This window comes from Candidatus Accumulibacter meliphilus, assembly GCF_036625345.1.
GTDB classification, from domain to species: Bacteria; Pseudomonadota; Gammaproteobacteria; order Burkholderiales; family Rhodocyclaceae; genus Accumulibacter; species Accumulibacter meliphilus.
In genome coordinates this window covers 235,377-258,228 of record NZ_JAZKTZ010000004.1, presented here as the reverse complement: position 1 = coordinate 258,228, position 22,852 = coordinate 235,377, and the positions used below count along the sequence as shown (strand labels likewise).

The 22,852-nt window shown below is 63.0% G+C and carries 17 protein-coding genes and 1 tRNA gene; 8 read left to right on the top strand and 10 right to left on the bottom strand.

Annotated elements, in window-relative coordinates; translation table 11 throughout:
* Nucleotides 1-45: 45 nt before the first annotated feature.
* Entirely contained in the window at nucleotides 46-1,470 is a 1,425-nt protein-coding gene (gene dacB, locus V5B40_RS10100; RefSeq protein WP_332354380.1) for a D-alanyl-D-alanine carboxypeptidase/D-alanyl-D-alanine endopeptidase, read from the top strand.
* A 7-nt stretch (nucleotides 1,471-1,477) separates the two neighbouring features.
* Here dacB and V5B40_RS10095 read toward each other — a convergent pair whose 3' ends face one another.
* Nucleotides 1,478-1,879 carry a DUF4870 family protein gene (locus V5B40_RS10095; protein WP_332354379.1) on the bottom strand — a complete coding sequence of 134 codons (402 nt, stop codon included), beginning with the start codon at nucleotides 1,877-1,879 and terminating at the stop codon, nucleotides 1,478-1,480.
* Nucleotides 1,880-1,977: 98 nt separating this feature from the next.
* On the bottom strand, nucleotides 1,978-3,441 hold the full coding sequence (gene ubiD / locus V5B40_RS10090) for a 4-hydroxy-3-polyprenylbenzoate decarboxylase (RefSeq protein WP_332354378.1): 1,464 nt from the start codon (nucleotides 3,439-3,441) through the stop codon (nucleotides 1,978-1,980).
* Between the two features lie 268 nt (nucleotides 3,442-3,709).
* Between ubiD and V5B40_RS10085 the strand changes: the two genes are divergently transcribed.
* Entirely contained in the window at nucleotides 3,710-6,136 is a 2,427-nt protein-coding gene (locus V5B40_RS10085) for an SUMF1/EgtB/PvdO family nonheme iron enzyme (protein WP_332354377.1), read from the top strand.
* Between the two features lie 74 nt (nucleotides 6,137-6,210).
* Complete coding sequence (locus V5B40_RS10080) at nucleotides 6,211-6,876, top strand: DUF4399 domain-containing protein (protein WP_332354376.1); 666 nt, start codon at nucleotides 6,211-6,213, stop codon at nucleotides 6,874-6,876.
* A 43-nt stretch (nucleotides 6,877-6,919) separates the two neighbouring features.
* Here the strand turns inward: V5B40_RS10080 and V5B40_RS10075 are convergent, their stop codons facing one another.
* The 7 genes from V5B40_RS10075 to rnr all read right to left on the bottom strand — a co-directional run bounded on the left by V5B40_RS10075 (nucleotide 6,920) and on the right by rnr (nucleotide 17,910).
* Nucleotides 6,920-10,570 (bottom strand): hypothetical protein, encoded by a 3,651-nt coding sequence (locus tag V5B40_RS10075; protein WP_332354375.1) that lies wholly within the window; start codon nucleotides 10,568-10,570, stop codon nucleotides 6,920-6,922.
* Between the two features lie 4 nt (nucleotides 10,571-10,574).
* Nucleotides 10,575-11,636, bottom strand: coding sequence for a toll/interleukin-1 receptor domain-containing protein (locus V5B40_RS10070; RefSeq protein ID WP_332354374.1), 1,062 nt, complete (start codon nucleotides 11,634-11,636; stop codon nucleotides 10,575-10,577).
* Between the two features lie 264 nt (nucleotides 11,637-11,900).
* Nucleotides 11,901-12,101: a hypothetical protein gene (locus V5B40_RS10065; protein WP_332354373.1), complete on the bottom strand. Its 201-nt coding sequence runs from the start codon at nucleotides 12,099-12,101 to the stop codon at nucleotides 11,901-11,903.
* A gap of 143 nt (nucleotides 12,102-12,244) precedes the next feature.
* Nucleotides 12,245-12,679 carry a cytochrome C gene (locus V5B40_RS10060; RefSeq protein WP_332354372.1) on the bottom strand — a complete coding sequence of 145 codons (435 nt, stop codon included), beginning with the start codon at nucleotides 12,677-12,679 and terminating at the stop codon, nucleotides 12,245-12,247.
* Entirely contained in the window at nucleotides 12,676-13,581 is a 906-nt protein-coding gene (gene ubiA / locus V5B40_RS10055) for a 4-hydroxybenzoate octaprenyltransferase (protein ID WP_332354371.1), read from the bottom strand. The genes V5B40_RS10060 and ubiA overlap by 4 nt, the downstream gene beginning before the upstream one ends.
* Before the next feature lie 146 nt (nucleotides 13,582-13,727).
* Nucleotides 13,728-15,611: an MFS transporter gene (locus V5B40_RS10050; protein ID WP_332354370.1), complete on the bottom strand. Its 1,884-nt coding sequence runs from the start codon at nucleotides 15,609-15,611 to the stop codon at nucleotides 13,728-13,730.
* Between the two features lie 130 nt (nucleotides 15,612-15,741).
* Nucleotides 15,742-17,910, bottom strand: a complete 2,169-nt coding sequence (gene rnr, locus V5B40_RS10045; RefSeq protein ID WP_332354369.1) for a ribonuclease R — start codon at nucleotides 17,908-17,910, stop codon at nucleotides 15,742-15,744.
* A gap of 38 nt (nucleotides 17,911-17,948) precedes the next feature.
* On the opposite strand from rnr, the gene V5B40_RS10040 reads away from it, so the two are divergent.
* The 5 genes from V5B40_RS10040 to V5B40_RS10020 all read left to right on the top strand — a co-directional run bounded on the left by V5B40_RS10040 (nucleotide 17,949) and on the right by V5B40_RS10020 (nucleotide 22,089).
* Nucleotides 17,949-18,035 (top strand) — tRNA-Leu (locus tag V5B40_RS10040).
* A 418-nt stretch (nucleotides 18,036-18,453) separates the two neighbouring features.
* Nucleotides 18,454-20,007 carry an acyl-CoA carboxylase subunit beta gene (locus V5B40_RS10035; RefSeq protein ID WP_332354368.1) on the top strand — a complete coding sequence of 518 codons (1,554 nt, stop codon included), beginning with the start codon at nucleotides 18,454-18,456 and terminating at the stop codon, nucleotides 20,005-20,007.
* 22 nt (nucleotides 20,008-20,029) lie between these two features.
* Entirely contained in the window at nucleotides 20,030-20,365 is a 336-nt protein-coding gene (locus V5B40_RS10030; protein ID WP_332354367.1) for a hypothetical protein, read from the top strand.
* A 12-nt stretch (nucleotides 20,366-20,377) separates the two neighbouring features.
* Nucleotides 20,378-20,779, top strand: a complete 402-nt coding sequence (locus V5B40_RS10025) for a biotin/lipoyl-containing protein (RefSeq protein ID WP_332354366.1) — start codon at nucleotides 20,378-20,380, stop codon at nucleotides 20,777-20,779.
* A gap of 104 nt (nucleotides 20,780-20,883) precedes the next feature.
* Complete coding sequence (locus V5B40_RS10020; protein WP_332354365.1) at nucleotides 20,884-22,089, top strand: sodium ion-translocating decarboxylase subunit beta; 1,206 nt, start codon at nucleotides 20,884-20,886, stop codon at nucleotides 22,087-22,089.
* A 119-nt stretch (nucleotides 22,090-22,208) separates the two neighbouring features.
* On the opposite strand, the gene phaR is transcribed toward V5B40_RS10020, so the two are convergent.
* Entirely contained in the window at nucleotides 22,209-22,787 is a 579-nt protein-coding gene (gene phaR / locus V5B40_RS10015; RefSeq protein WP_332354364.1) for a polyhydroxyalkanoate synthesis repressor PhaR, read from the bottom strand.
* Nucleotides 22,788-22,852 lie beyond the last annotated feature (65 nt).

The following is a 22,852-nucleotide window of genomic DNA, read 5'->3' as shown; positions in this document are numbered from 1 at the left end:
CGAGGGAACTTTCTCGACAGCTCGCGTCTGGCAGCTGCGCAGCGGATGACCCACTCTTTCCTCGTTCCGGGCGCCGTTAGAGCGCTCGCCCTGGCCTTGCTTGCCGTGCTGCTCGGCGGCCTGCCGCTGGCCCGGGCGGCCGACTTGCCGAGCGCCGTCAGCGAAGCCCTGCAGCAGGCCGGGATCCCGGCAAACGCCATTGGCATGGTCGTGCAGGCCGTCGACGGCGGGCCGCCACTGCTCAGCCATAACGCCCAGCAGGCAATGAACCCGGCCTCGGCGATGAAGCTGGTAACGACCTACGCCGCCCTCGATATGCTCGGCCCGGCGTATACCTGGCGTAGCGAGCTGCTCGCCGACGCCAGCCCGCGCGATGGCCGGCTCAACGGCAATCTCTACCTGCGTGGCAGCGGTGACCCAAAGCTGGCGCTGGAACAGTTCTGGCTGTTGCTGCGCCAGTTGCGCCAGCGCGGAGTGAAGGAAATCAACGGCGACCTGATTCTCGATCGCAGCGCTTTTGCGCTGTCGGCACACGATCCCGGAGAGTTTGACCAGCAGCCGCTGCGGCCCTACAACGCCGGTCCCGATGCCTTGCTGGTGAATTTCAAGAGCCTGCGCCTGCTCCTGCAGGCCAACACGGCTGGAAACGCCGTGCGCGTCATCGCCGAGACGCCGAGCGAGGGTCTCAGCATCGACAATCGCCTTAGCCTCGGGCGTGGCGCCTGCGGCGACTGGCGTGAACAGCTCACGCCGGTGGTCAAAGGCTTGCGCATCGAACTCAGCGGCAGCTTTCCGGCGGCTTGTGGCGAGCGCAGCCTGAATCTCGCCCCGTGGGCCGCCGATAGGCAGGTCGAAAGCCTGTTTCGTGCGCTGTGGCAAGAACTTGGTGGTAGCTTCAAGGGCCGTGTGTTGGAAGGCCGTACGCCGGCTGCTGCCACGATACTGCTCTCCCAGGAGTCGCCGACGCTCGGTGAGATCGTCCGCGACATCAACAAGTACAGCAACAACGTCATGGCCCGCCAGCTGTTCCTGACCCTGGACAGCGAACGTCCAGCAACGATCGAGGGTGCGCGTCGGCAAATCGCCGGCTGGCTGCTGGCCAACGATCTGCAACTGCCCGAATTGTTCATCGACAATGGCTCCGGCCTGTCACGCCAGGCGCGCATCTCGGCCGCTGGCCTGGCGCAACTCCTGGGCGCCGCCTGGCGAGGCCCGGTGATGGCCGAACTGATCGCCTCGTTGCCGATCGCCGGCGTCGACGGCACTTTGCGCAAGCGCTTGAAAAATGGCTCGGCGGCTGGCCGAGCGCACCTGAAGACCGGCTATCTCGAAGGCGTGCGAGCAATTGCCGGATTTGTGCTGGACAACAGCGGCAAGCGCTGGATCGTCGTTGGCCTGATCAACGACCCGAATGCCCGCCTCGGCAAAGCCGCCCTGGATGCCCTGCTATTGTGGGTCGCTGATCGTTAGGCGGCGCTCAGAGGTCGTCGATCGCTCTTCGTCCGGACAGCGCCAGCCAGCCGCGGATGACGCGATAGCTGACCCACAGGCCAAGGACGACGATCAACAACCAGGCCATCGGAATGAAAATGATGGTGATGATCAGCAGGCCGTAGACCAGCAGCCACAGCGCCGTAAACCAGAAGGTCCGGATCTGCCAGCGATAATGACTATCGAGCCAGGTGCCGCGGACATCGCCGCGCTTGACGTAGTTGAGAATGACGGCAATCAGAGAGGGCACGCCAAAGACGAAGGCGCCGGCGACACTCGCTGCACCGGCGACGCCGATCACCACGGCCACCGCGTGCAGCGCGTAGATGACGTGGCACCAGGCGCGTTCGCCTTCGAGGTAGGAATCAGGGGTCAAGTCATCACGCATTTTGTTCTCCAGTCACGCAGCGCCCTTGCCGCGCCACGCGGGACATCATTAGTCGTCACGCGAAAAATCACGCGGGCCACCGCTCAAACCATCGGCTGTCATAGTCCGAGATCGCTCCATAGCGCATCGACCCGCACCTTGACGGCAGCGTCCATGACGATCGGCGTTCCCCACTCGCGACTGGTTTCGCCCGGCCATTTGTTGGTCGCATCGAGACCCATCTTGCTGCCCAGGCCGGCGACCGGACTGGCGAAATCGAGATAGTCGATCGGAGTATTCTCGGCGATCAGTGTATCGCGCGCCGCATCGACGCGGGTGGTCAGCGCCCAGATCACTTCCTTCCACTCGCGGATATCGACGTCGTCGTCGACGACGATGATGAACTTGGTGTACATGAACTGGCGCAGGAAACTCCAGATGCCGAACATCACCCGTTTGGCGTGCCCCGGGTACTGCTTTCTGATGCTCACCGTCGCCAGGCGATACGAGCAGCCTTCAGGCGGCAGATAGAAATCGACGATCTCGGGAAACTGCTTCTGCAGCAGCGGCACGAAGACCTCGTTGAGCGCCACGCCAAGCATCGCCGGTTCGTCGGGCGGCTTGCCGGTGTAGGTGCTGTGGTAGATCGGCTCGCGGCGCATGCTGATACGCTCGATGGTGAACACCGGGAACAGGGACTTTTCGTTGTAGTAGCCGGTGTGGTCGCCATACGGCCCTTCGAGTGCGGTCTCCGCGGGGTCGATGTGACCTTCGAGGACGATCTCGGCCGAAGCCGGCACCTGCAGGTCGGAACCGAGGCATTTCACCAGTTCGGTCTTGGCGCCACGCAGCAGACCGGCAAACTGATATTCGGAGAGACTGTCCGGCACCGGCGTCACCGCCGCGAGAATCGTCGCCGGATCGGCGCCCAGCGCCACCGCCACCGGAAACGGCTGGCCGGGGTACTGCAGGCAGTGCTCGCGAAAATCGAGGGCGCCGCCCCGATGTGCCAGCCAGCGCATGATCACCTTGTTCGGACCGAGCACCTGCTGGCGATAGATGCCAAGGTTCTGGCGCATTTTGTGCGGCCCGCGGGTAACCGTCAGCCCCCAGGTGATCAGCGGCGCAGCGTCGCCCGGCCAGCAGAGCTGGATCGGCAGGCGCGACAAATCGACGTCCTTGCCTTCCCAGAGCACTTCCTGGCACGGCGCCGACGAGCGCACGCGCGGTGCCATGTTGAGCACCTGCTTGAGGACCGGCAGCTTGTCCCAGGCGTCCCTTAGCCCTTTCGGCGGCTCGGGCTCCTTGAGATAGGCCAGCAGTTTGCCCACTTCGCGCAGCGCCAGCACCGACTCCTGCCCCATTCCCAGCGCGACGCGCCGCGGCGTACCGAAGAGATTGGCCAACACCGGTATGCGGTGCCCCGTCGGCTTCTCGAAGAGCAGCGCCGGCCCGCCGGCACGCAGCACGCGATCGCAAATTTCGGTCATTTCGAGGCGCGGATCCACCTCGACACCAATGCGCTTGAGTTCGCCGAGGCCTTCCAGTTGCGCGACGAAGTCGCGCAGGTCGTGATATTTCATCAGCAGCTTTCCGGCCGGGAGCCTCCCGGCGACAAGGTCGCAACGTCAAACGGGCATCCCGCCCTGCGTCGACCGGCCGGGCTTGCCGAGGCGCCGCCTGCCGGGCGCCCGGGCGTCCAGCGGTCGATTATAGCCACCTTCGACCACGTTCAGCCTTGCCGACAGGAACAGCACACGCGGGCAAGGCAACACTGCAATGAACAAAGCCCCATAGGCGTTGTCGACTTTATCGTGTTAGATCGGGGGTGAAACCGTTTCATCCCCGGCGATGGAGTCGAAACTGCGTTTTCACTCCGGATCAGCAGGATCGCTGTTTTCAGGAGAAGCGCTGTTTTTCTGTCGCGGGAAGGGGTCGGCAGACGACAGATTCCCAGGAGGTGGCTCGGCTGGTCAACAGTGGCCCCTCCTGGAGGGCAGGTGTGCTTGCCGATACGAAACGGCTTTCTCAACGAATGCCCTCAAGGATGGTGACGACATGCCTTTTGATCGCTCTTCATTTTGCGTATTTTCAGTCGCCGCGCTTGTCGCCGTCGCCAGCACCTGGTCGACGGCGCCTCTCGCCGAGCCGGTGAAACCCGCTGCTGCCAAAGATGACGTCTCGTTCCGGGCCGAGCTCGTGTTCTGGGAAAGCGTCAGGGACACGCAAAACGCAAGCGAACTCCAGGCCTATCTCAGTGCATATCCCACGGGCCGTTTTTCGGCGCTCGCGCGATTGCGGATAAAGGCGCTGGACGATCAGGCAAAGGCTGGCGAAGGAAGGGAAGCCGGCGGCGCCATGCGGACCACCGCGCCCACATCTGGCGCGGCAGGCGCGAAGGAGCGTGCTACGACGGCGACGACCACGAGCGACCGCCGGCAAGCCGGAGACAGCTTCCGCGACTGCGAGCTCTGTCCCGAAATGGTGGTTGTCCCACCCGGCAGTTTCGCGATGGGGTCTGATCGCGACCGGCCCGAAGAGAAGCCGTCTCACCAAGTGACGGTCGCCGGCGCTTTTGCCATCGGCGCGCACGAGATCACGGTTGCGCAATGGGATGCCTGCCTCAAGGAGGGCGGATGCAGGCACAGTCCGGAGCCGGGGCGGGATGGCAGGCTGCCGATGGCGAATGTCAGCTGGAACGACGCCCAGGATTACCTGAAGTGGCTGCGAGAAAAGACGGCGCAGGATTACCGCCTGCCGAGCGAGGCGGAGTGGGAATACGCGGCGCGCGCCGGCAGCAAGTCGAACTACTGGTGGGGAAATGAGAAAGGCGCCCGACAAGCGAATTGCCGCGATTGCGACAGTCCCTTCGACGGCAAGGATGCTTCGCCGGCAGGCTCTTTCGCCGCCAACGCCTTCGGACTGTACGATGTGCACGGCAACGTCTGGGAGTGGACAGAGGACTGCTGGAATCCCTCCTATCGCGGCGCGCCGGCGGATGGCAAACCATGGCTGCGCGGAGACTGCCTGTCGCGCGTCCTGCGAGGCGGAAGCTGGGCCCTGGATCACGAGTACATGCGCTCCTCCCGCCGCAGCCGCTACGACCGTGATGTGCGTTACTACCTCAACGGCTTTCGCGTCGTCAGGCCTGTCGACGCACCAACGGCAACGGCGAGCGGCGACCCAGCATTCGAGTCGGCGGTCACGAAGGCCGTGAACACGGTATTCTCCAACGCCCCGAAATCAGCGTCTGGAGCACAGGCATTCATCGTGGACCCGCTGATCGATGGCCTGTCCGGGGCGGAATCTGCTGCGACACGACGCATGGAAGCGGTGATCGTCGAAGCGGTCCGGGGCAAGCACCCTTCCTTCTCTGTCGAGAGATTCAATCCGCCCAACGCCGCCACGGCACAATTCGCGGTCGTTGGCACGTTTACCGGCGTCAACAAGCAGCGGGAAACCAGCGGCACGAGAGAAGCGTTCCGCGTCTGCCTGGTTCTGCTCGACCTGAAGGCGGGGAAGGTCGCCGCCAATGCCAAGGAGTTCGCACGGCCTTCGGGAGTGGACATCACGCCGACGAAGTTCTTCCAGGACAACCCCGTGTGGATCGCCGATCCGGCCACCCAGGCCTACATTCGAACCTGCCAGACGACCAAACCGGGTGATCCGATAGATCCCGTGTACCTGCAGCAGGTCAAGGCCGCGGCACTGATCAACGAAGCGCTCGACGCCTACGAGAAAGGGCACTACGAAGACGCCCGGAATCTCTTCGCGAGCGCTTCGCAAACCGCGGGAGGCGACCAGCTACGCACATACGTCGGGCTCTACCTGAGCAGTTGGAAGCTGGGAGAGAAGGAGCAAACGGTGGCCGCCATCGCCAAGGTCGTCGATTTCGGGCTGAACAGTTCACGCCTGGCAATCAAGTTTCCCTTCAAACCGGGATCGACAGCTCTCCAGAGCGACTCGAAAGATGCAGCGCCCCATGAGCTGTGGCTGGCACAGATCGCCAGGGAAACCACGCGCCGCGGCGTTTGCCTGGAGATCACGGGACACACGCACGTCATGGGGCCCAAGGCACTCAATCAGAGGCTGACCGTACGACGGGCCGAGTACATCAAACAACGCCTGGAGGGGCTGGCGCCCGATCTCGCCAGGAGAACCATCGCGGCAGGCAAAGGCGCGGACGAAAATCTCGTTGGCAGCGTGAGCGAAGACGCAAGGGACGAACTCGACCGGCGGATAGAATTCGCTGTCTTCCCGTGCAAGGCTACCCCCTAGGCCGTTCCTATCGCCTTTGCGGCCGCCCGGCACGACCGGAACAGCTTTTGCAGCACCACATGAGGAGAAGCCGAATGATCAGATACTCAAGCATCGCGATTTCGTCATTTCTGCTTGGCGCGTTCAGCGGGCTTGCACAAGGAGAACCCGGCGACTACACGGCGCTCAGCAACTCGAACATCAGGGCGGCGCCGACGACCAACTCGCACAGGATTGGTTACCTGAACAAAGGCCAGCGGATACGTGTCGTCGGCAGCGCGGCCGGTGGCAACTGGCATCAGGTGCGACTGGACAGCGGCCAGATGGGGTTCGTATACAGCGACCTGCTGGCGGCGGACGCTTCGCAGGCGTCTCCGGCCGACAGGACAACACCGACCGGCGGTCCCACCCCCGCTCCGGAAGGCGCCTTCTCGTATATCGTCTGGCCGACCAATGGCGAAGTCATCCCGGGCGGCGATTTCGTGGTGGTCTTCGGCCTGCATGGCATGGGTGTGGCACCGGCCAGCGTGGACAAGGAATACACGGGGCACCACCACCTGTTGATCGACACCGACCTGCCGCCGCTCGCTGCGCAGATTCCCAACGATGACAACCACGTGCACTTCGGACGTGGCCAAACCGAGTACCAGCTGACCCTGCCCAGCGGAACGCACACGCTGCAGTTGCTCCTGGGCGATGCCAATCACTTCCCCCACACGCCGCCGGTGATGTCGGAGAAGATCACGATAAAGGTCCCTTGATTCGTCGACGGCAAGGGCTGCGCGCTTGCACGCGCATGCCTGGTCAACGATCCTGCCGGCCGAAGCTGCCGAAATCGTAGAGCGCCAGCTTTCCACGCGTCAGCGGTACCGCAAGCCAGCAGCCCGTCGGCGTGCAGCGCAGGTCGAAATCCCAGAGCGGGGTCGGCAGGCCCTGGTTGGTCGGGAGACGCAGCGCGAACAGCTCGCTGTTCGTCTGCAGATCCCAGAAACGCACCGTGGCATCGACGCTGACGGTGGCGAGCGGCCCGTTGCCGGGCAGGAACCTCGCCTTGAAGACGGCATTCTCGTGCCGCGGCAGGATGTTCTGCACGTGGCCGTCGCCGGTAGCGAGAATGGCCACGGTGTAGTCCCTGCCGACCGCGGCGATCTCACTGCCCGCCTGATTCAGCTCGGCCCACAGCAGCAGATCCCGGGAAACCGAAATCTCCCGCAGCAGCGCCGGCGGCTGCGCTGCGATATCCCATTCCCGGATGCTGCCGTCGTCGCGATCAGCGCTGTAGATGCGCCTGCCTGACGGATCGAAGGAGATCGACAATACCTGCCCACGGGTGGACTGAATGAATCTGCCCGCGCCACTTCCGGTATCGAACAGACCGATGCGTCCGTCGTAACCGGCGGTCGCCAGGAGACGGCCGTCCGGTGAGAAAGTGACCGCGTGTATCGCATCGGCATGCCCACGCAGGGTCTGCGCGAGTTGCAGCCCCCCTCCCGGAACGACTCGCCAGATCCGCGCGATGCCGTCGAAGCCGCCACTCGCCAGCAGCGACCCGTCGCTGGAGAACGCCAATCGCTGCACGTCCTCGCCGTGCGCTTTCGCCTCCGTGTGCAGCAGGGACAGGTCGGGCAGCGAATAGAGGTGCAGGCCACCGTCGGCAAAACCCATGGCCACCATACGGCCATCCGGTGCGATGGCGACCGATGCCGGCTCTCCGCCGACATCGAGCAGCCGCTGGCCCGGCAGCGAAAGATCCCAGCGGCGGACGGTGCCATCGCTGCTCGCACTGTAGAGCCGGCCATTGCGAATCTCGATGCCATTGACCGCGGCGGTATGTCCCTGCAGCAGACGCACGGTCGCACCGCTGTCGGTATCCCACACCCGCAAGGTCCGGTCGAAGCCGCCGGCAATCAGCAGGGGCGCGGCATTCGGCTCATCCGACCGCTGCGTAAAGGCGAGGCCATAGATCATGTTGCCGTGCCCGGAAAAGACCCGCAGCGCCGCTCGCCGCTCGATGTCCCACAGGATCACCCGCTTGTCGTCGCCGCCGGTCGCCAGTAGTCGGCTGTCGCCGCTGAAAGCGACGCTCTTCACTGCCGCCCGGTGTGCCTCGAACCTGGCGATCTCCTTGCCGCTTGCCAGATCCCACAGACGGGCAGTGCCATCATGACTCGCGCTGGCCAGCAGCTTGCCATCCGGAGAAAAAGCCAGCCCGGTGACCTCGGATATGCGGTCGCCATGCCCCTCGAAGATGCGCAGCGGCTTACCGCTGCGCGGATCCCAGAGCGTGACCGCCTTGTCGACCCCGCCGCTGGCAAGCAGGCGCCCGTCCGGGCTGACAGCCAGCGCCATTACCTCGCCGGGTGCCTGCCACTGCCGTTCGAGCAGCGGCCTCTTCGCTTCCCCCGCGAGCGACCAGAGCATGATTCGACCGCCGTCACCGGCGCTGGCTAGCCAGTCGCCGCCGGGGTGAAACACACAGTCGCGCAGTTGATAGCGGGGATCGTGACCCTCGATTCGGTAAACCATTTCGCCGCTTGCGGCAGCGAACAGCACCAGGGTCCCACGCTCGCCACAGGCTGCAACCAGGCGGCCGTCCGGACTGACGACGGCCTGCGACAAGGGAGCCCCCGGCCCCTCATAGCTTTGTTGTGGCGCGCTGCCGAGGATCTCGGTGTAGGCACGCAGCAGGTCACGCGCCATGCGCCGCGATTGCGAAATCTGCCGATCCAGAGCGAAGGTCGTTGCCAGGATCTGCTTTGCCGCCGCGTAGTCTTCGATGCGCGACAGCAGTGCCGAGTGGGTCAGCCCGGAATCAAAAAGGTCCACCGTGCGCCGCTGCTCGGTCGCCAGGGCATGCTGGCGTTCCAGCCAGCCCCATGCGGCTATCCCGGCAACGATCACCAGCCCGAGCGAGGCAAGCAGCGCGGTAATCCTTGCCCGACGCAGCGCCCGGATCCGTTGGGCCGCGAGCTCCTGGCGTCGTCCCTCGCGCTGCTCGTGACTGGCATCGAGAAAGGCCATGGTAAGCTCGAAGGCGGCACCATAGCGAGCGGCCCAATGGCGATTCGGCTGCGTGCGATCCCGCCACTGCAGTGCATACTCCAGATCGGGATCGATCCAGACGGCGCCCTGCCCCTGCTGCCAACGAGCCGCAGCCGCCGCCAGGCGCTGGTACAGCTCGGCGCGTTCACCCTCGTCGGCGGTCCAGTCGCGCAGCCGGTGCCACTGGCGAATCAGGGCTTCGTGGGCGATGTCGATCACCGCCAGTCGATCGAGGGGTGTTCCTGCCGGCGGCATCAGAAAACTGCGCCCGGGCTTGCGGAACACCTCGACGATCGCGGCGACCTCGGTGCACTCGACCTCGGCAAGATCCGCCACCTCGCCCACGGACACCGGGCGACGGCTGTCCTGTTCCGCGGCGCCACGCTCGGTGAGCGAGCGGAACAGGATCTCCGCGATACGCCGCTGTTGCGCGTCCAGCTCCGAAAACGCTTCCTCGACGTGATCCTCGAGGGCCTGCCGCAGGCCGCCGAGTTCCCGCAGGCGTGCCAAGGTGAGGAGCCGATCATCCGGGTCCATATCCCAGAGCCGCGTCAGCGCGTGTTGCAGTAGCGGCAATTGATCCCGCTCCCCTTTCGCTTCCTGCAGCAGGTGGCGAACCAGGTCCGCCTCGACCTCGCCGCCCAACAAGCGCGCTGGCAGCTGAATCGCATCGGCGGTCTGCTCCGGGCTGAGTGCCGGAGTGAGGAAGATGCCGCGATTGATGGCTTCCGGCAGCTCCGGATAAAGAGCACAGTCGCCCAGGAACTCCGAACGCATGGTGATCACCACGTAGACGCTCGGATGACCAGCCGCCCCCAGCAGCAGGGAGACGAAGGCCGCAGCTTCGGCATTCGCGGTCCGGTGGTAGCGGAATAGTTCCTCGAACTGGTCCACCAGCAGCAGCAGCCGGGTGCCGTCTGGCAACGGACAGACGCCGAGCTGCCAATTGAGCGCCAGGCTTCCCCGGCGCAGCGCCCGTTCCAGCACGACGATCGCCTGATCGACAGCTACCGGCTCGCTCGCCGCACGCGCGTGCGGCGTAGTGAGCGTAGCGCGGCTGTCTGCTTGCCGACGCGAGTCGCCATCCACGACCGGCGCCACAGCAGGAACGTTCTGCCACTCGGTAGTCATGATCAATGACGTCGCCAGGCGATGGAAGGGGCGATCTCCGGGGCGTAGCTCGGCCACGCTCCAGCGCGCCCCGGCACCGGCCATGAAACCGCCGTGTAGTGCTGCCAGCAAGCCCGCGCGCACCAGCGATGACTTGCCCGACCCGGACATTCCGAGCACGGCGATGAAGTGGTTCTCTCCCAGTTGGTCGAGCAGCTGATCGACCTGCTCCTCACGACCGAAGAAGATCGAACTCTCGTCGCGGGCGAATGGACGCAGTCCCGGGTATGGGCTACCGATCACCGAGCTATCTCACCAGGAACTGCCTGACGCAGTCGTCGGCCGATGTCTTGCCAACCACGTGGATGCGCATGCCCAGCGGGTGCAAACCCAGCGCCAGACGATCCTCCTGCGTCTGACAGAGATCGATGGACGGGGCTGGATGACCCTTTCTTGCCTTGGTCCCTGCCTTCAGGCACTCGATCAGACACTGGCTGACCTGGTCGAGCGGACCACTGCGATAAACGATCAGTACCGAGTCACAAAGACTCAGTTTGGTGCGCAGATCGCGGGTCAGCGCCGAGCTCTTGATCGCGGACTGATCAGTCATCGCAGAAAGAGGAATGGCGACCCCGAGTTCGTTTTCCTCCAGGCGTCTGGCGGTCTGGTAAATCAGGTCGCGGTCATTGTCACCGCCGCTGACCAGGACAAAGTGATTGCTGACCGGCACGGGCGCCGGCGGTGGCGGTGGCGCTACAACTACACGCGTTTCCTCTGGCGCCACGGCCGCGCGGGTGAGAGCCGCCGGCGGCGGCCGGGCTGCCTCCCGGTCCCCGGTTGCAAGCAGCTCGCGCAGCTTGTCGGCAAGATCCCGGGCAAGCCGCTGCTGCTCGAACGAGTACTCCCTGTCGGTGGGGTCGATATGCGGGAACCAGCGGGTACTTGGTCGGTGTTTGTCGTCCAGATACCAAAAGCGGTATTTCACCAGGTCACTAATCGCCTCAGGCTCCTGCTCCACCGGGGACATCTGTACGACAAAGACGCGATCTGAGCCCTTGCCGACCTTCTCCAGAAATGCCGCCAACTCCTGTTGGCACCACTCTGATGCCAGATAGCCGGTGGATAAAATAAGCAGCAAGGTTCGCGAGGACTGGAGTGTCGCCTGAATGGTCGGGGTAACGCTATCGTTACCCCGCATCTGCTCATAGTCGAGCCATATGCGTTCCGCTTCGTCCCTGCGGCCCAATTCGTGAGCAAGGTGCTTGCGCAAGCAGTCGACGAAGGTGCTGACCCAACCTTTTTCAGCGCCTGGATAGACCTCGTTGTCCACCCAAGCGTAGCTGATGAAGATGTTGTGCTCCATTGGCATGGTCCCGCACAGCCTCCTTTTTGGGAACGCGCAAGGCGACGACTCAACATATCCCCTCTGCCGATCAGACTATCACATCCGAATTTCTCCGGCAGAATCGCGTGGCTCACTCAAGATGTACCGCAAAGATTCGACAACGATTCCTTCAGTTCGAGCTACATGCAGGCGCTGGCAGCACCGCCCTGCCAAAGGGACGGCGACTGCAAGGCCTTTGTGTGACGTCCAGTGCTGCTGAGCTCAGCTTCAATGAAACCGCGCTGACAATCATTCGGGCAGCGTTTCACCCGGCGCCGATCGTCTGCGCAGCGGCTCACCGGTGGCCTCTGTGCGCCGGGGAAGCAGCGTCCCGGGAAAACCCGGTATGCGCCCGCCCAGTCCCGTGAACGCCAGCACGCGCTCCTCGACATAGGGAAAAAAGGGGTTCCAGCGCAGGCGCAGCATGTCCGCCGCCGGGATCTGCAGCACACCGCGTTCACCGCGTAGCGCGAGCTTGCCAAGATGGATGACGCGAGCTTCGCTCGGCGCTTTCCCGCCGTAGATCGGATCGTCAGGAGGGAACGGCAGGGCGACGTGCGCCAGCGAGTAGATGCCCGGCGGCCAGGCAAGAACTAGCGAAGGCGATAAACGTAGTGACAGGCGACGCAGCCGCTAGTCAGCGACGGCAACGCGGCGATGGTCTTGTCGCGGTCGCCGCTGGCGGCGATACGGGCAAACTCGCTCGCCGCGCGATGCCCGTCCATGGCGATAGCGTGCATCGCCGGCGGCATGTGCGGTCCGGGACGGGCCTCAAAGGGGAGGTCGCGATGCTTGCCCATTGCCGAGAGGCCAAGCTCCTGCTCCGCGATCTGGCCCGCCTCCTTGAACTTCCCGCTGGCGACCAGGCCAAGGATCTCGTTCAAGGCCAGGAGGTTGGCGCGCATCTCGGCACGTAGCGTGGATTCCGCTGCCGGTGGCAAGGACGCCAACTGCCGGGTGTCGTCGCCATCGGCAGCGTGCGCCGTCGCCACCAGCAGCGCCAGCGAACAAAACAGGGGAGCTTTCATCCGGAAATCCCTTTCGAAGCCAGAAAATCGATGGCGATGCCGGCAAAAATACTGGCTCCGAACCAGTTGTTATGCAGAAAAGCCTTGAAGCAAGGCGCCGGCTTGCGCGCCCGGATCAGGGTGTAATGGTAGCCGGAAATTGCCGCTGCCACCACCAGACCGGCGTAGAAAAACACCCCCAGGCCGAGCCCGTAGCCGAGCGCAGCGATCAAGGCCAGGGTCAGCACATAGCACAGCATCACCGCCGCCACGTCGAAGCGACCGAAGGTAATCGCTGACGTACGAATGCCGATCTTGAGGTCATCGGCACGATCGACCATGGCGTATTCGGTATCGTAGGCAATCGCCCAGAAGACGTTGGCCAGCAACAACCACCAGGCTTCTGCGGGCACCGTTCCGAGCTGCGCCGCGTAGGCCATCGGAATGCCGAAGCCGAAGGCAAGACCAAGGTAGGCCTGTGGAATGGCCAGGAAGCGTTTGGTGAAGGGATAGCTGGCGGCGAGAAACAGCGCCGCGACGCACAGAGAGGCGAGTAGCCAGCTACGCAGCGGCAGGACGACGAGGACGGCACAGCCAACCAGCGCGGCAAAAAGCAGCAATGCCTCCCTGACCGACACCTGGCCAGCAGCCAGCGGCCGCTGACGGGTACGCGCGACCTGCGGGTCGAAGTTGCGGTCGGCCAGGTCGTTGATCACGCAGCCGGCCGACCGCATCAACACCGTCCCCAGGACAAAAATCCAGAGCACCCGCCAGTCCGGCCTGCCTAGCGCCGACAGCCACAACCCCCACAGCGTCGGCCAGAGCAGCAGCAGAATGCCGATCGGCTTGTCGAGGCGCATCAGGCGTTCGTAAAGATCGAGTCGCTCACGCAGTTGTTGGCCGGAAAATCGCATGGCGCTCATTCTAACCGTCATCACCTGTCGACATACCCCCCAGATCATCAGAGTCGCGACCGCCCTCCTCCACCTGCAGGCAGACTACTGATCCCCCTCGCGGTTTGGCCGCGACGCGAAATAGCCGGCCGCCGGTGCCGGCAGCGTGCCGGTGCTTACTGCCAGTCACCGCGCAGGCCGGCGACAATCTCGTGCAAATACTCGGGCGTCGCTGCCGCGGGCTCGACCGCCCCGCCAACGTTCAGCGTTATCCTGGAAAATAGCCCCAGCAGACGCCGCGGCTTGCTCATTGCCGGCCCCCCCTTGCGACTGAAGAAACTGCCCCACAAGCCTTGCAAGGCCATCGGAATCACGCTCACCGGTGTGCGTCCGACGATCCGCAGCACGCCCGGTCGGAAGGGGTTGAGGTCGCCGCTGTCGGTAATCCGCCCTTCCGGGAAGATGGCCACCAGCTCACCCTCTTCGAGGGCCCGCGCGACTTCCTCGAAAGCGGCCTCCATCATCACTCGATCTTCGCGCGCGGGAGCAATCGGGATGGTGTTCATGTGGCGAAAGATGAAGTTGATCACGGGCAGGCGGTAGATACGATAATCCATCACGAAGCGGATCGGCCGCCGGCTGGCAGCGGCAATGACGATCGGATCGACGAAGCTGACGTGGTTGCAGACCAGCACCGCCGGCCCTTCTTGCGGAATGTTTTCCAGCCCTTTCTGCTGCATGCGGTACACCGAGTGGATCAACAGCCAGGCGATGAAACGCAGCATGAACTCGGGCACCAGACTATAGATGTAGACCGCCACCGCCGCATTGCACAGCGCGGCGATAGCGAACAACGTCGGAATCGAGATACCGTTGCCAAGCAGTCCGGCAGCAGCCAGCGCGCCGCAGACCATGAACAGCGCGTTGAGGATATTGTTGGCGGCGATGATTCGCGCCCGCTGTTCCGGGGCGCTGCGCAACTGGATCAGCGCATACAGCGGCACGATGAAAAAGCCACCGAAGACGCCGAGCGCGAAAAGGTCGAAAAGCACGCGCCAGGTCTCGTGCATGGCGAGCACTCCGGCGAGCGCCAGTGGCGCGCCCGTGGGCAGCACAGCGGGCGACGCAAAAGCCAGGTCGAGACCGAAAATGGTCAGGCCGATGGAACCGAAAGGCACCAGGCCGATCTCGACGTGCCCCGCCGAGAGCCGATCGCAGAGCAGCGAGCCCAGGCCGATACCGACGGTGAACACTGACAACAACAGGGTCACGGTCGTCTCGTCACCGCCGAGAACGCTTTTCGAATACACCGGGAACTGCGCCAGGAACAGCGCACCATATAGCCAGAACCAGGAGATGCCGAGAATCGACAGAAAGACCGTGCGGTTTTCGCGCGCGAAGCCGATGCTGCGCCAGGTCTCGACAAACAGATTGAGGCCGACGACCAGATCCGGAACTGGCGCCGCAGCCGGCGGGATGCCGCGGCTGCACAGATAGCCGGCAACCGCGACCAGCAAGCCGGCGAAAGCGACCCAGGTCGGATGGCCAGCCGCACCGGCGAGAACGCCGCCGGCCAGGGTGCCCATCAGGATGGCGACGAAAGTCCCTGACTCGACCAGCGCATTGCCGCCGACCAGTTCGTTCTCGTGCAGGTGCTGCGGCAGGATGGCGTACTTGACCGGCCCGAACAGCGTTGACTGCAAACCGAGCAGGAACAGGGCCAGGAGCAGCACTTCGAGACTGTGCATCATGAAGCCTGACAGGGCGACACCCATGATGACGATTTCGAGCAGCTTGGTCAGCCGCGCCAGGCGAGCCTTGTCGTACTTGTCGGCCAACTGCCCGGCAGTTGCCGAGAAGAGGAAGAAGGGCAGGATGAAGAGACCTGCGGCGAGGTTGGTGAGAACCTCGGGAGTCAGCGTCGTCCAGCTCGCGGCCTGAAAAGTGAGCAATACGACCAGCGCATTCTTGTACAGGTTGTCGTTGAAGGCGCCGAGAAACTGCGTACCGAAGAAAGGCGCGAAGCGACGGGCCTTGAGCAGACCAAACTGGGAACTCATGCAATCTTCCTTTCAAAGAAGGCGCGCGTCTCGAAGAGTGTGATGCAGCAAAGCAGTGCGTAGCCGCCGATCGACGGTCACCGCAGCGACGACGTTTTTGCAGCGGCAAGCCTGCAAAAACGCCAAACACCTAGCCGTCGGCCAGCACGAAGTCGATGCGCCCGGTTTCGAGATCGGCCTTGACCAGTTTTACCTGCAAGCGGTCACCGAGGCGATAGCGTTTTGCAGTGCGCTCGCCAAGCATCTGATGCCGGGTGCTGTCGTACTGAAAGTAATCCTCGCCGAGCTCCGAAACATGCACCAGCCCCTCGACATAGACCTCATCGAGGGCAACAAAGACGCCGAAAGGTACCACCGCCGCAATCGTTCCGGCAAAAGTTTCGCCGATTCGGTCACGCATGTAGTAACACTTCAGCCAGTTGCTGACGTCGCGCGTCGCCTCGTCGGCACGGCGCTCGGTCTGCGAGCAGTGCATGCCGATCTCGGCCCATTTGCCCGGCAGGTAGCTCGTGCCGGCGAGTGCCGCCTTGATCGAGCGATGTACCAGGAGGTCCGGATAGCGCCGGATGGGTGAAGTAAAGTGCGTGTAATGCTCGTAGGAAAGGCCGAAATGGCCGACATTGTCGGGGTTGTACTGAGCTTGACGCAGAGAACGGAGCATCACCGTCTGCAGCAACTGCGCGTCCGGACGCTCCTGGATGCTGGCCAGCAAGTCAGCATAATCGCTGGCGGTCGGATCGTCGCCACCACCGAGGCCAAGGGCAAATTCCTTGAGGAAATTGCGCAAGGCGGTGAGTTTCTCCGGGGTCGGCCCTTCGTGAATGCGGTACAGGCAAGGATGCCGGTTGGCCTGCAGAAATCCCGAAGCGCAGACATTCGCTGCCAGCATGCACTCCTCGATCACGCGGTGCGCGTCATTGCGGTGCACCGGAACGATGTTGTCGATCTTGCCCTGCTCATTGAACAGCATCATCGTCTCGATGGTTTCGAAATCGATGGCGCCGCGTTTGCCACGCGCTTCGCTCAACACTTTGAACAAGGCGTAGAGCGCCTGCAGCTGTGGCTGCAGACGGCGATGAACGTCGCTCTCAGGCTGCGCCGTGCCGGCCAGCCAGTTCCAGACCTGGTCATAGGTCAAACGTGCCTGCGAGCGAAAAATGGCTGCATAGAATTCGTAATCGGTGATCACGCCGCTGGCGTCGATGGACATGTCGCAGACCATCGCCAGGCGATCGACGTCGGGGTTCAGCGAACACAGGCCATTCGAAAGTTTTTCCGGCAGCATCGGAATCACCCGGCGCGGAAAATAGACCGAATTGCCGCGCTCGCTCGCCTCACGATCAAGCGCCGTCCCCGGCCGCACATAGTGGCTGACGTCGGCGATCGCCACCACCAGGCGCCAGCCAGCGCCCTGGCGCTCGGCAAAAACCGCGTCGTCGAAGTCTCTTGCCGTCTCGCCATCAATGGTTACCAGAGGCAGCGCGCGCAGATCTTTTCTTCCTTCGCTGTCTGAAGGCCTGAGCCGCTCCGGAAGCTGCGCCGCCTCTGCGAGAGCTCCATTCGAGAACTCGAAGGGCAGCTCGTGCTTGCGCAAGGCGATTTCTATCTCCATGCCCGGATCGGCGTAGTTGCCGAGCACTTCGACGATGCGTCCGATCGGCTTCGAATGACGACCGGGTTGTTCGATGATTTCGACGGTGACCACCTCACCCGAGCGCACGCTGCTCCGGCTGTCCGGCGTCACCAGAATGTCCTGGTTGATGCGCCGATTCTCGGGAACAACCAGCGTGATGCCGTGTTCGACCAGCACCCGGCCGACGACGCGGCTGTTCGCCCGCTCGATGACTTCGACGATGACGCCTTCGCGGCGCCCTCGGCGATCGACGCCGACGACACGCACCAGGGCACGGTCACCGTGCAATGCCTTGGACATCTGCCTGGCTTCGAGAAACAGGTCCTCGCCGGCATCGTCGGGAACCAGAAAGCCGTAGCCATCCGGGTGCCCCTCGATTCGCCCGGCAATCAGACTGGCGCGCTCGGGGAGAATGAACGAGCCTTTGCGGTTACGCAGCAGTTGCGCTTCACGCTCCATTGCCCGCAAGCGGCGCTGCAGAAGTTCCAGTTCGTGCTTGCGGATGTCGAGCAAAACGCACAGCGCGTCGAAGCTCACCGGCTTGCCCTGCTCCTCAAGGATCTGCAGGATGTACTCGCGCGACGGCAAGGGCTGTTCATAGGTCTTCAACTCACGCTCAAGAAAGGGGTCTGCACGGCGTACCGTCGACAGTTTGCTTATTGACATTTTCTTTTGTTCCTATAGAATTCGGCCTCTCTGGAAATGCCCAGGTGGCGAAATTGGTAGACGCGCTAGGTTCAGGTCCTAGTGGTGGCAACACCGTGGAGGTTCGATTCCTCTCTTGGGCACCAGTCTTAAACAGCAGAAGCTCTGATCATTCAGGGCTTTTTTTGCGTCTTAGCAGCGCAATACGTTTGCCCGTCCAACCCCGCCCGGCAAGGCCAGAGCCGGCCACGGCGAATTGTACGCCGACTACGCTTACGATGCCCCCGCTTCCCCCGCGCGACGCGCCAACCTCCAGTTCTCGGTTTTTGTCCTGTCAGCACAGGCACGACCTCGCCGATCGGCACTTTCGGCCGGGCCAGCGACGGCCTGCTGCAGTCAGCGCGAGCGGCTCCCGGGAGGCAATCTTTCCGGTGAGGGCTCTGTGCGAATGATTTTCACAACCACTAGCCAGCACCTACAAAAGTGTGGATACTACGCTGCCGGAAAGTCGCCAGCCCCGCTGCTGCGAGTTAGTTCAAACTTTGCCACCCGTTAGGATTCCAGATGACGATAAGACCGGAATTAATAGACAAGCTGCGCAGCAAGCGCACACAGCTGGCGGAAAACGTCAGCCCAGAGAAGTTGGAAGCGCTGCACGCCAAGGGTTTGCTGTCGGCTCGCGAACGCCTTGGAACCCTCTTTGTCGAGGGAACCTTTCAGGAACTCGGCCTGCATGCCTCGCACAGTGCCACCAACTTCGGCATGGCGGAGAAAACGCTACCCGCCGACGGCGTAGTCTGCGGAACCGGCTACGTTGGTGACATGCAGGTCGCCGCTTTCAGCCAGGATTTCAGTGTCGTCGCTGGAACGCTTGGCAAGATGCAGGCCAGAAAAATCAACCGTACCATGCGCCACGCCCTCAAAAACGGCGTACCGGTGGTGGCCTTCAAGGATTCAGGCGGCGCGCGTATTCAGGAAGGTGTCGATGCACTTTCCGGCTACGGCGACGTCTTCTACTCGAACGTCCTGCTCTCCGGCGTCGTGCCGCAGATCGCGGTGATCTGTGGTCCCTGTGCGGGTGGCGCGGCGTACTCGCCGGCGCTGATGGATTTCGTGATCATGACTCGCGAAAACGCGCACATGTTCCTGACCGGTCCGCAGGTCATCAAAGCAGTGACCGGACGCGCGACGACGATGGCCGAAGTCGGCGGTGCCGAGATGCACGCCACGATCAGTGGCAATGCCCACTTCATTGCCGACGATGACCAGCACGCCATCGGCGTGGTCAAGCAACTGCTCTCCTACCTGCCGTCCAACAATACCGAGGACCCGCCGCACGACCTGTCGGTGCCGATCGAGGAGATGGAAGACCCGGGTATCAACGACTGCATCCCGGATAGCCCGTCGGAACCGCTCGACATGTACGCCGTCATTCGCCGTCTGGTGGACAGTGGCGAGCTGCTCGAAGTCCATGCGGGCTTTGCCCGCAACATCATTGTCGGCTTCGCGCGCATCAGCGGCGTCGTCGTCGGCCTGGTCGCCAACCAGCCAATGGTCATGGCCGGGGCCCTCGACCTCAATGCCGCCGACAAGGTGGCGCGCTTCGTTCGCACCTGCAACGTTTTCAACGTGCCGGTCGTGACCCTGGTCGATGTTCCCGGTTTCCTGCCCGGCGTCGAACAGGAGCGTGGCGGCATCATTCGCCATGGCGCGAAAATGCTGTTTGCTTACGGCTCCTGCACCACCCCGAAAATCACGATCATCCTGCGCAAGGCTTACGGGGGCTCGTATCTCGCCATGTGCAGTCAGGAAATGGGCGCGGACATGGTCTTCGCCTGGCCAACGGCCGAGATTGCCGTCATGGGGGCCGAAGCGGCGGTCAAAATTCTCTATCGCAAGGAAATCGCGGCGGCAGACGATCAATCGGCTAAAGCCGCGGAAATGGCACAGGAATACCGCGAAAAGTTCGCCTCGCCGTACGTGTCGGCCAGCAACTTCTACATTACCGACGTGATCGAGCCACAGGATACCCGCTGGATGGTTGCCCTGGCGCTGCGCAAAGTGCTCGACAAGCATGAACTCAGGCCGACCAAGAAACACGGCAACATCCCCATGTAACTGGCGACGGAAGGAGACTCCCATGCTGACAGCAGCCATCATCACATCGCTACAGGTCTACGGCATCGCCATTGTGGTGTCGGTGATCGTCGCGGTATTGATCAAGGTGCTCGTGGTAGTGACCGCCCGGATGGAAAAACGCCCAGAGGTCGAAGTCCCGACCGGAAGCGTTTGCCCAGTGCTCCTCGGCGTTCCGGACGAAGATGTCGCCGCCTTGTCGGCGGCGATCTTCGCGGCCATCGGCCCGCACCGCATTTTGCGCATTTCACAACCCACTCACGGCTGGGCAGTCGGCGGTCGCGCCGCCCAACATTCATCTCATACGCCGGGACACTCGCCCGGCCGAAGCCACCGCTAACAGGAGCAAAAAATGCCCAGACAATTCAAGGTCACGGTCAACGGACGCGAATACGACGTCAGCGTACTGGAACTCACCGCCGGTCAACCGGCGCCATCAGCAGCGCCCGCGGCCGTGGCCGCCGCGCCACAGGCAGGGGGGAGCGCGCCAGCAGCCGCGGCAGCAGCCGCGCCGTCCGCCGCAGCTGGTGCTCCCGCTGGCGACGGCGATATCCTCGCCGGCATGGGTGGTACCGTCGTCGAAGTCCTCGTCAAGGTAGGTCAGACGGTGGCCGCGGGTGACCGACTGATGGTCCTCGAAGCCATGAAAATGAAGACCCCGGTGATGGCGACTCGTGCCGGCCAGGTCACCCGGGTTCTGGTCGCCGCCGGAGATCCCATTGAGGGCGGACAGCCCCTGTTGACAATCGCGTGAGCGGATAGCAGCCGAAACCCGACACCCAAGATAGTCCGCGAGTCGGTTTTCACGCCGATGCGCGGCGCATTGGGTGCTGCGGCTAGGCGCGAGGACTGAAGCGCATGGAAAGCATAAATTTTGTCGATCTGTTCCAGGGTATAGCCACTCTGGTCGCCGCCGAGCCGCAGATCATGATGGGTCGTATCTTCCTGATGTTGCTGGGCTTCCTGCTCATTTATCTGGGTTCGCGGAACGTCCTGGAACCTCTGCTGATGATTCCGATGGGCATGGGCATGTCCTCGGTCAATGCGGCGGTGATGTTCCTCGAAGGCGGCAAGCCGGGAACGCTCTTCGTCGATCCCTTGATCACCGACCCGGTGCAGCTGGTCAACATCCTGCAAATCGACTGGTTGCAACCGATATATACCTTCACCTTCAGCAACGGCCTGATCGCCTGTCTGGTGTTCATGGGTATCGGCGTGCTTCTCGACGTCGGTTACGTCATGGCACGCCCGTTCCAGAGCATGTTCATCGCCCTGTTCGCCGAGCTCGGCACCTTCGTGGTCTTCCCGTTCGCCATTGCCCTCGGCCTCACGGCACCCGAAGCCGCGTCGGTGGCCACCATCGGCGGTGCCGACGGGCCGATGGTGCTGTTCACTTCACTGGTTCTCGCCAAGCATCTGTTCGTGTCGATCACCGTCGTTGGCTACCTTTACCTCGGCCTGACCTACGGCGTTTACCCGTACATGATCAAGTGGCTGGTGCCGGCGCACATCCGCGGCATCAGTATGGCTGCCGATCAGGGACCAAGAATCAGCCGTTCGCAGAAGCTGATCTTCGCGGTCATCGCCTGCACGCTGCTGTGTCTGCTCTTTCCGGTGGCGGCGCCCTTGTTCTTCTCGCTGTTCGTCGGCGTTGCGGTACGTGAAAGCGGCCTCGAAAACTTCGCCAAGTTGCTCGGCGAAACTTTCCTCTACGGGGCCACTTTCTTCCTCGGCCTGACCCTGGGCGTTCTCTGTGAAGCCAACACCCTGCTCGACCCAACGGTCCTGAAGCTGCTGCTTCTGGGCATGCTGGCTCTGGGAGTTTCGGCACTTGGCGGCCTGGCGGGGGGTTACATTCTGTACTTCTGGAGCGGCGGCAAGTTCAACCCGATCGTCGGAATCGCGGGCGTGAGTTGCGTACCGACCACCGCCAAGATCGTCCAGAAAGTGGCGACGGCCGCCAACCCGGGGGCCATCATCATGCCGCATGCACTGGGAGCCAGCATCAGTGGGGTGATCACTTCGGCGATCATCGCCGCGACCTTCATCTCGCTCTTGCGCTAAGCGGCAAGCAGCGCGGCACCACGAAACAGCGCCTGGCTACGCAAGTGGTCAGGCGCTGTTTGCCGTTAATCAGCGACAATGCCTTGCAGCAAGGCCCTGCAGCGATCACAAGGACGCCCTTATTTTTGTTCGGAGTCGTGCGGCTGTTTGGTGGAATCGGCGGGAAACCCGGACAGCGGTATACCGTTGAAGAGCGTGCGAGTCTGCGTTTTGAGCTGGTCCTGCATCTGATGAAGCATCTTCCGGCTCTGCTCCATATAGGTGGTCATCATCGTCTGCATCGCCGGTCCCTGGAAATTCATGAACTGCGACCACATGTCGTTCTGCATCTGGCTGTTGCTTTCCCCGTAGAGGGACTGCGACTGCTCCTGCAACTTCTTCTGGAAATCGACAAAGGACTTGACGCTCGTCTCCAGGTACTTGCCGAGCATCCCCTGCATCGCATGACCGTAGAAGCGGATCATTTGCGCCAGAAGGTCGGCCGTAAACAGCGGCGCGCCCGACGCTTCCTCCTCAAGAATGATCTGCAGCAGAATCGAGCGCGTAATGTCTTCGCTGGTCTTGGCATCCAGAACACTGAAAGCCTCACGGGAGAGGACAAGGTCCTTTACATCGGTCAGCGTGATGTAGGCGCTGGTCTTGGTATCGTAAAGGCGACGATTCGGGTACTTCTTGATCAGTCGCAGCTGCTCGGGCATGACGACACTTCCTCCATCTGCAGGTAATTCGACGAGCGCGGCCTCGCGCTTCATGGTGCGGTGCA

Bases quoted from the DNA above. Each gene is read 5' to 3' on its own strand.
- V5B40_RS10085 (WP_332354377.1), top strand. From the start codon at position 3,710: ATGGAGTCGAAACTGCGTTTTCACTCCGGATCAGCAGGATCGCTGTTT.
- V5B40_RS10030 (WP_332354367.1), top strand. From the start codon at position 20,030: ATGCTGACAGCAGCCATCATCACATCGCTACAGGTCTACGGCATCGCC.
- rnr (WP_332354369.1), bottom strand. From the start codon at position 17,910: ATGTCAATAAGCAAACTGTCGACGGTACGCCGTGCAGACCCCTTTCTT.
- V5B40_RS10035 (WP_332354368.1), top strand. From the start codon at position 18,454: ATGACGATAAGACCGGAATTAATAGACAAGCTGCGCAGCAAGCGCACA.
- ubiD (WP_332354378.1), bottom strand. From the start codon at position 3,441: ATGAAATATCACGACCTGCGCGACTTCGTCGCGCAACTGGAAGGCCTC.
- dacB (WP_332354380.1), top strand. From the start codon at position 46: ATGACCCACTCTTTCCTCGTTCCGGGCGCCGTTAGAGCGCTCGCCCTG.
- V5B40_RS10070 (WP_332354374.1), bottom strand. From the start codon at position 11,636: ATGCCAATGGAGCACAACATCTTCATCAGCTACGCTTGGGTGGACAAC.
- V5B40_RS10080 (WP_332354376.1), top strand. From the start codon at position 6,211: ATGATCAGATACTCAAGCATCGCGATTTCGTCATTTCTGCTTGGCGCG.
- V5B40_RS10050 (WP_332354370.1), bottom strand. From the start codon at position 15,611: ATGAGTTCCCAGTTTGGTCTGCTCAAGGCCCGTCGCTTCGCGCCTTTC.
- phaR (WP_332354364.1), bottom strand. From the start codon at position 22,787: ATGCCCGAGCAGCTGCGACTGATCAAGAAGTACCCGAATCGTCGCCTT.
- ubiA (WP_332354371.1), bottom strand. From the start codon at position 13,581: ATGAGCGCCATGCGATTTTCCGGCCAACAACTGCGTGAGCGACTCGAT.
- V5B40_RS10095 (WP_332354379.1), bottom strand. From the start codon at position 1,879: ATGCGTGATGACTTGACCCCTGATTCCTACCTCGAAGGCGAACGCGCC.
- V5B40_RS10025 (WP_332354366.1), top strand. From the start codon at position 20,378: ATGCCCAGACAATTCAAGGTCACGGTCAACGGACGCGAATACGACGTC.
- V5B40_RS10060 (WP_332354372.1), bottom strand. From the start codon at position 12,679: ATGAAAGCTCCCCTGTTTTGTTCGCTGGCGCTGCTGGTGGCGACGGCG.
- V5B40_RS10020 (WP_332354365.1), top strand. From the start codon at position 20,884: ATGGAAAGCATAAATTTTGTCGATCTGTTCCAGGGTATAGCCACTCTG.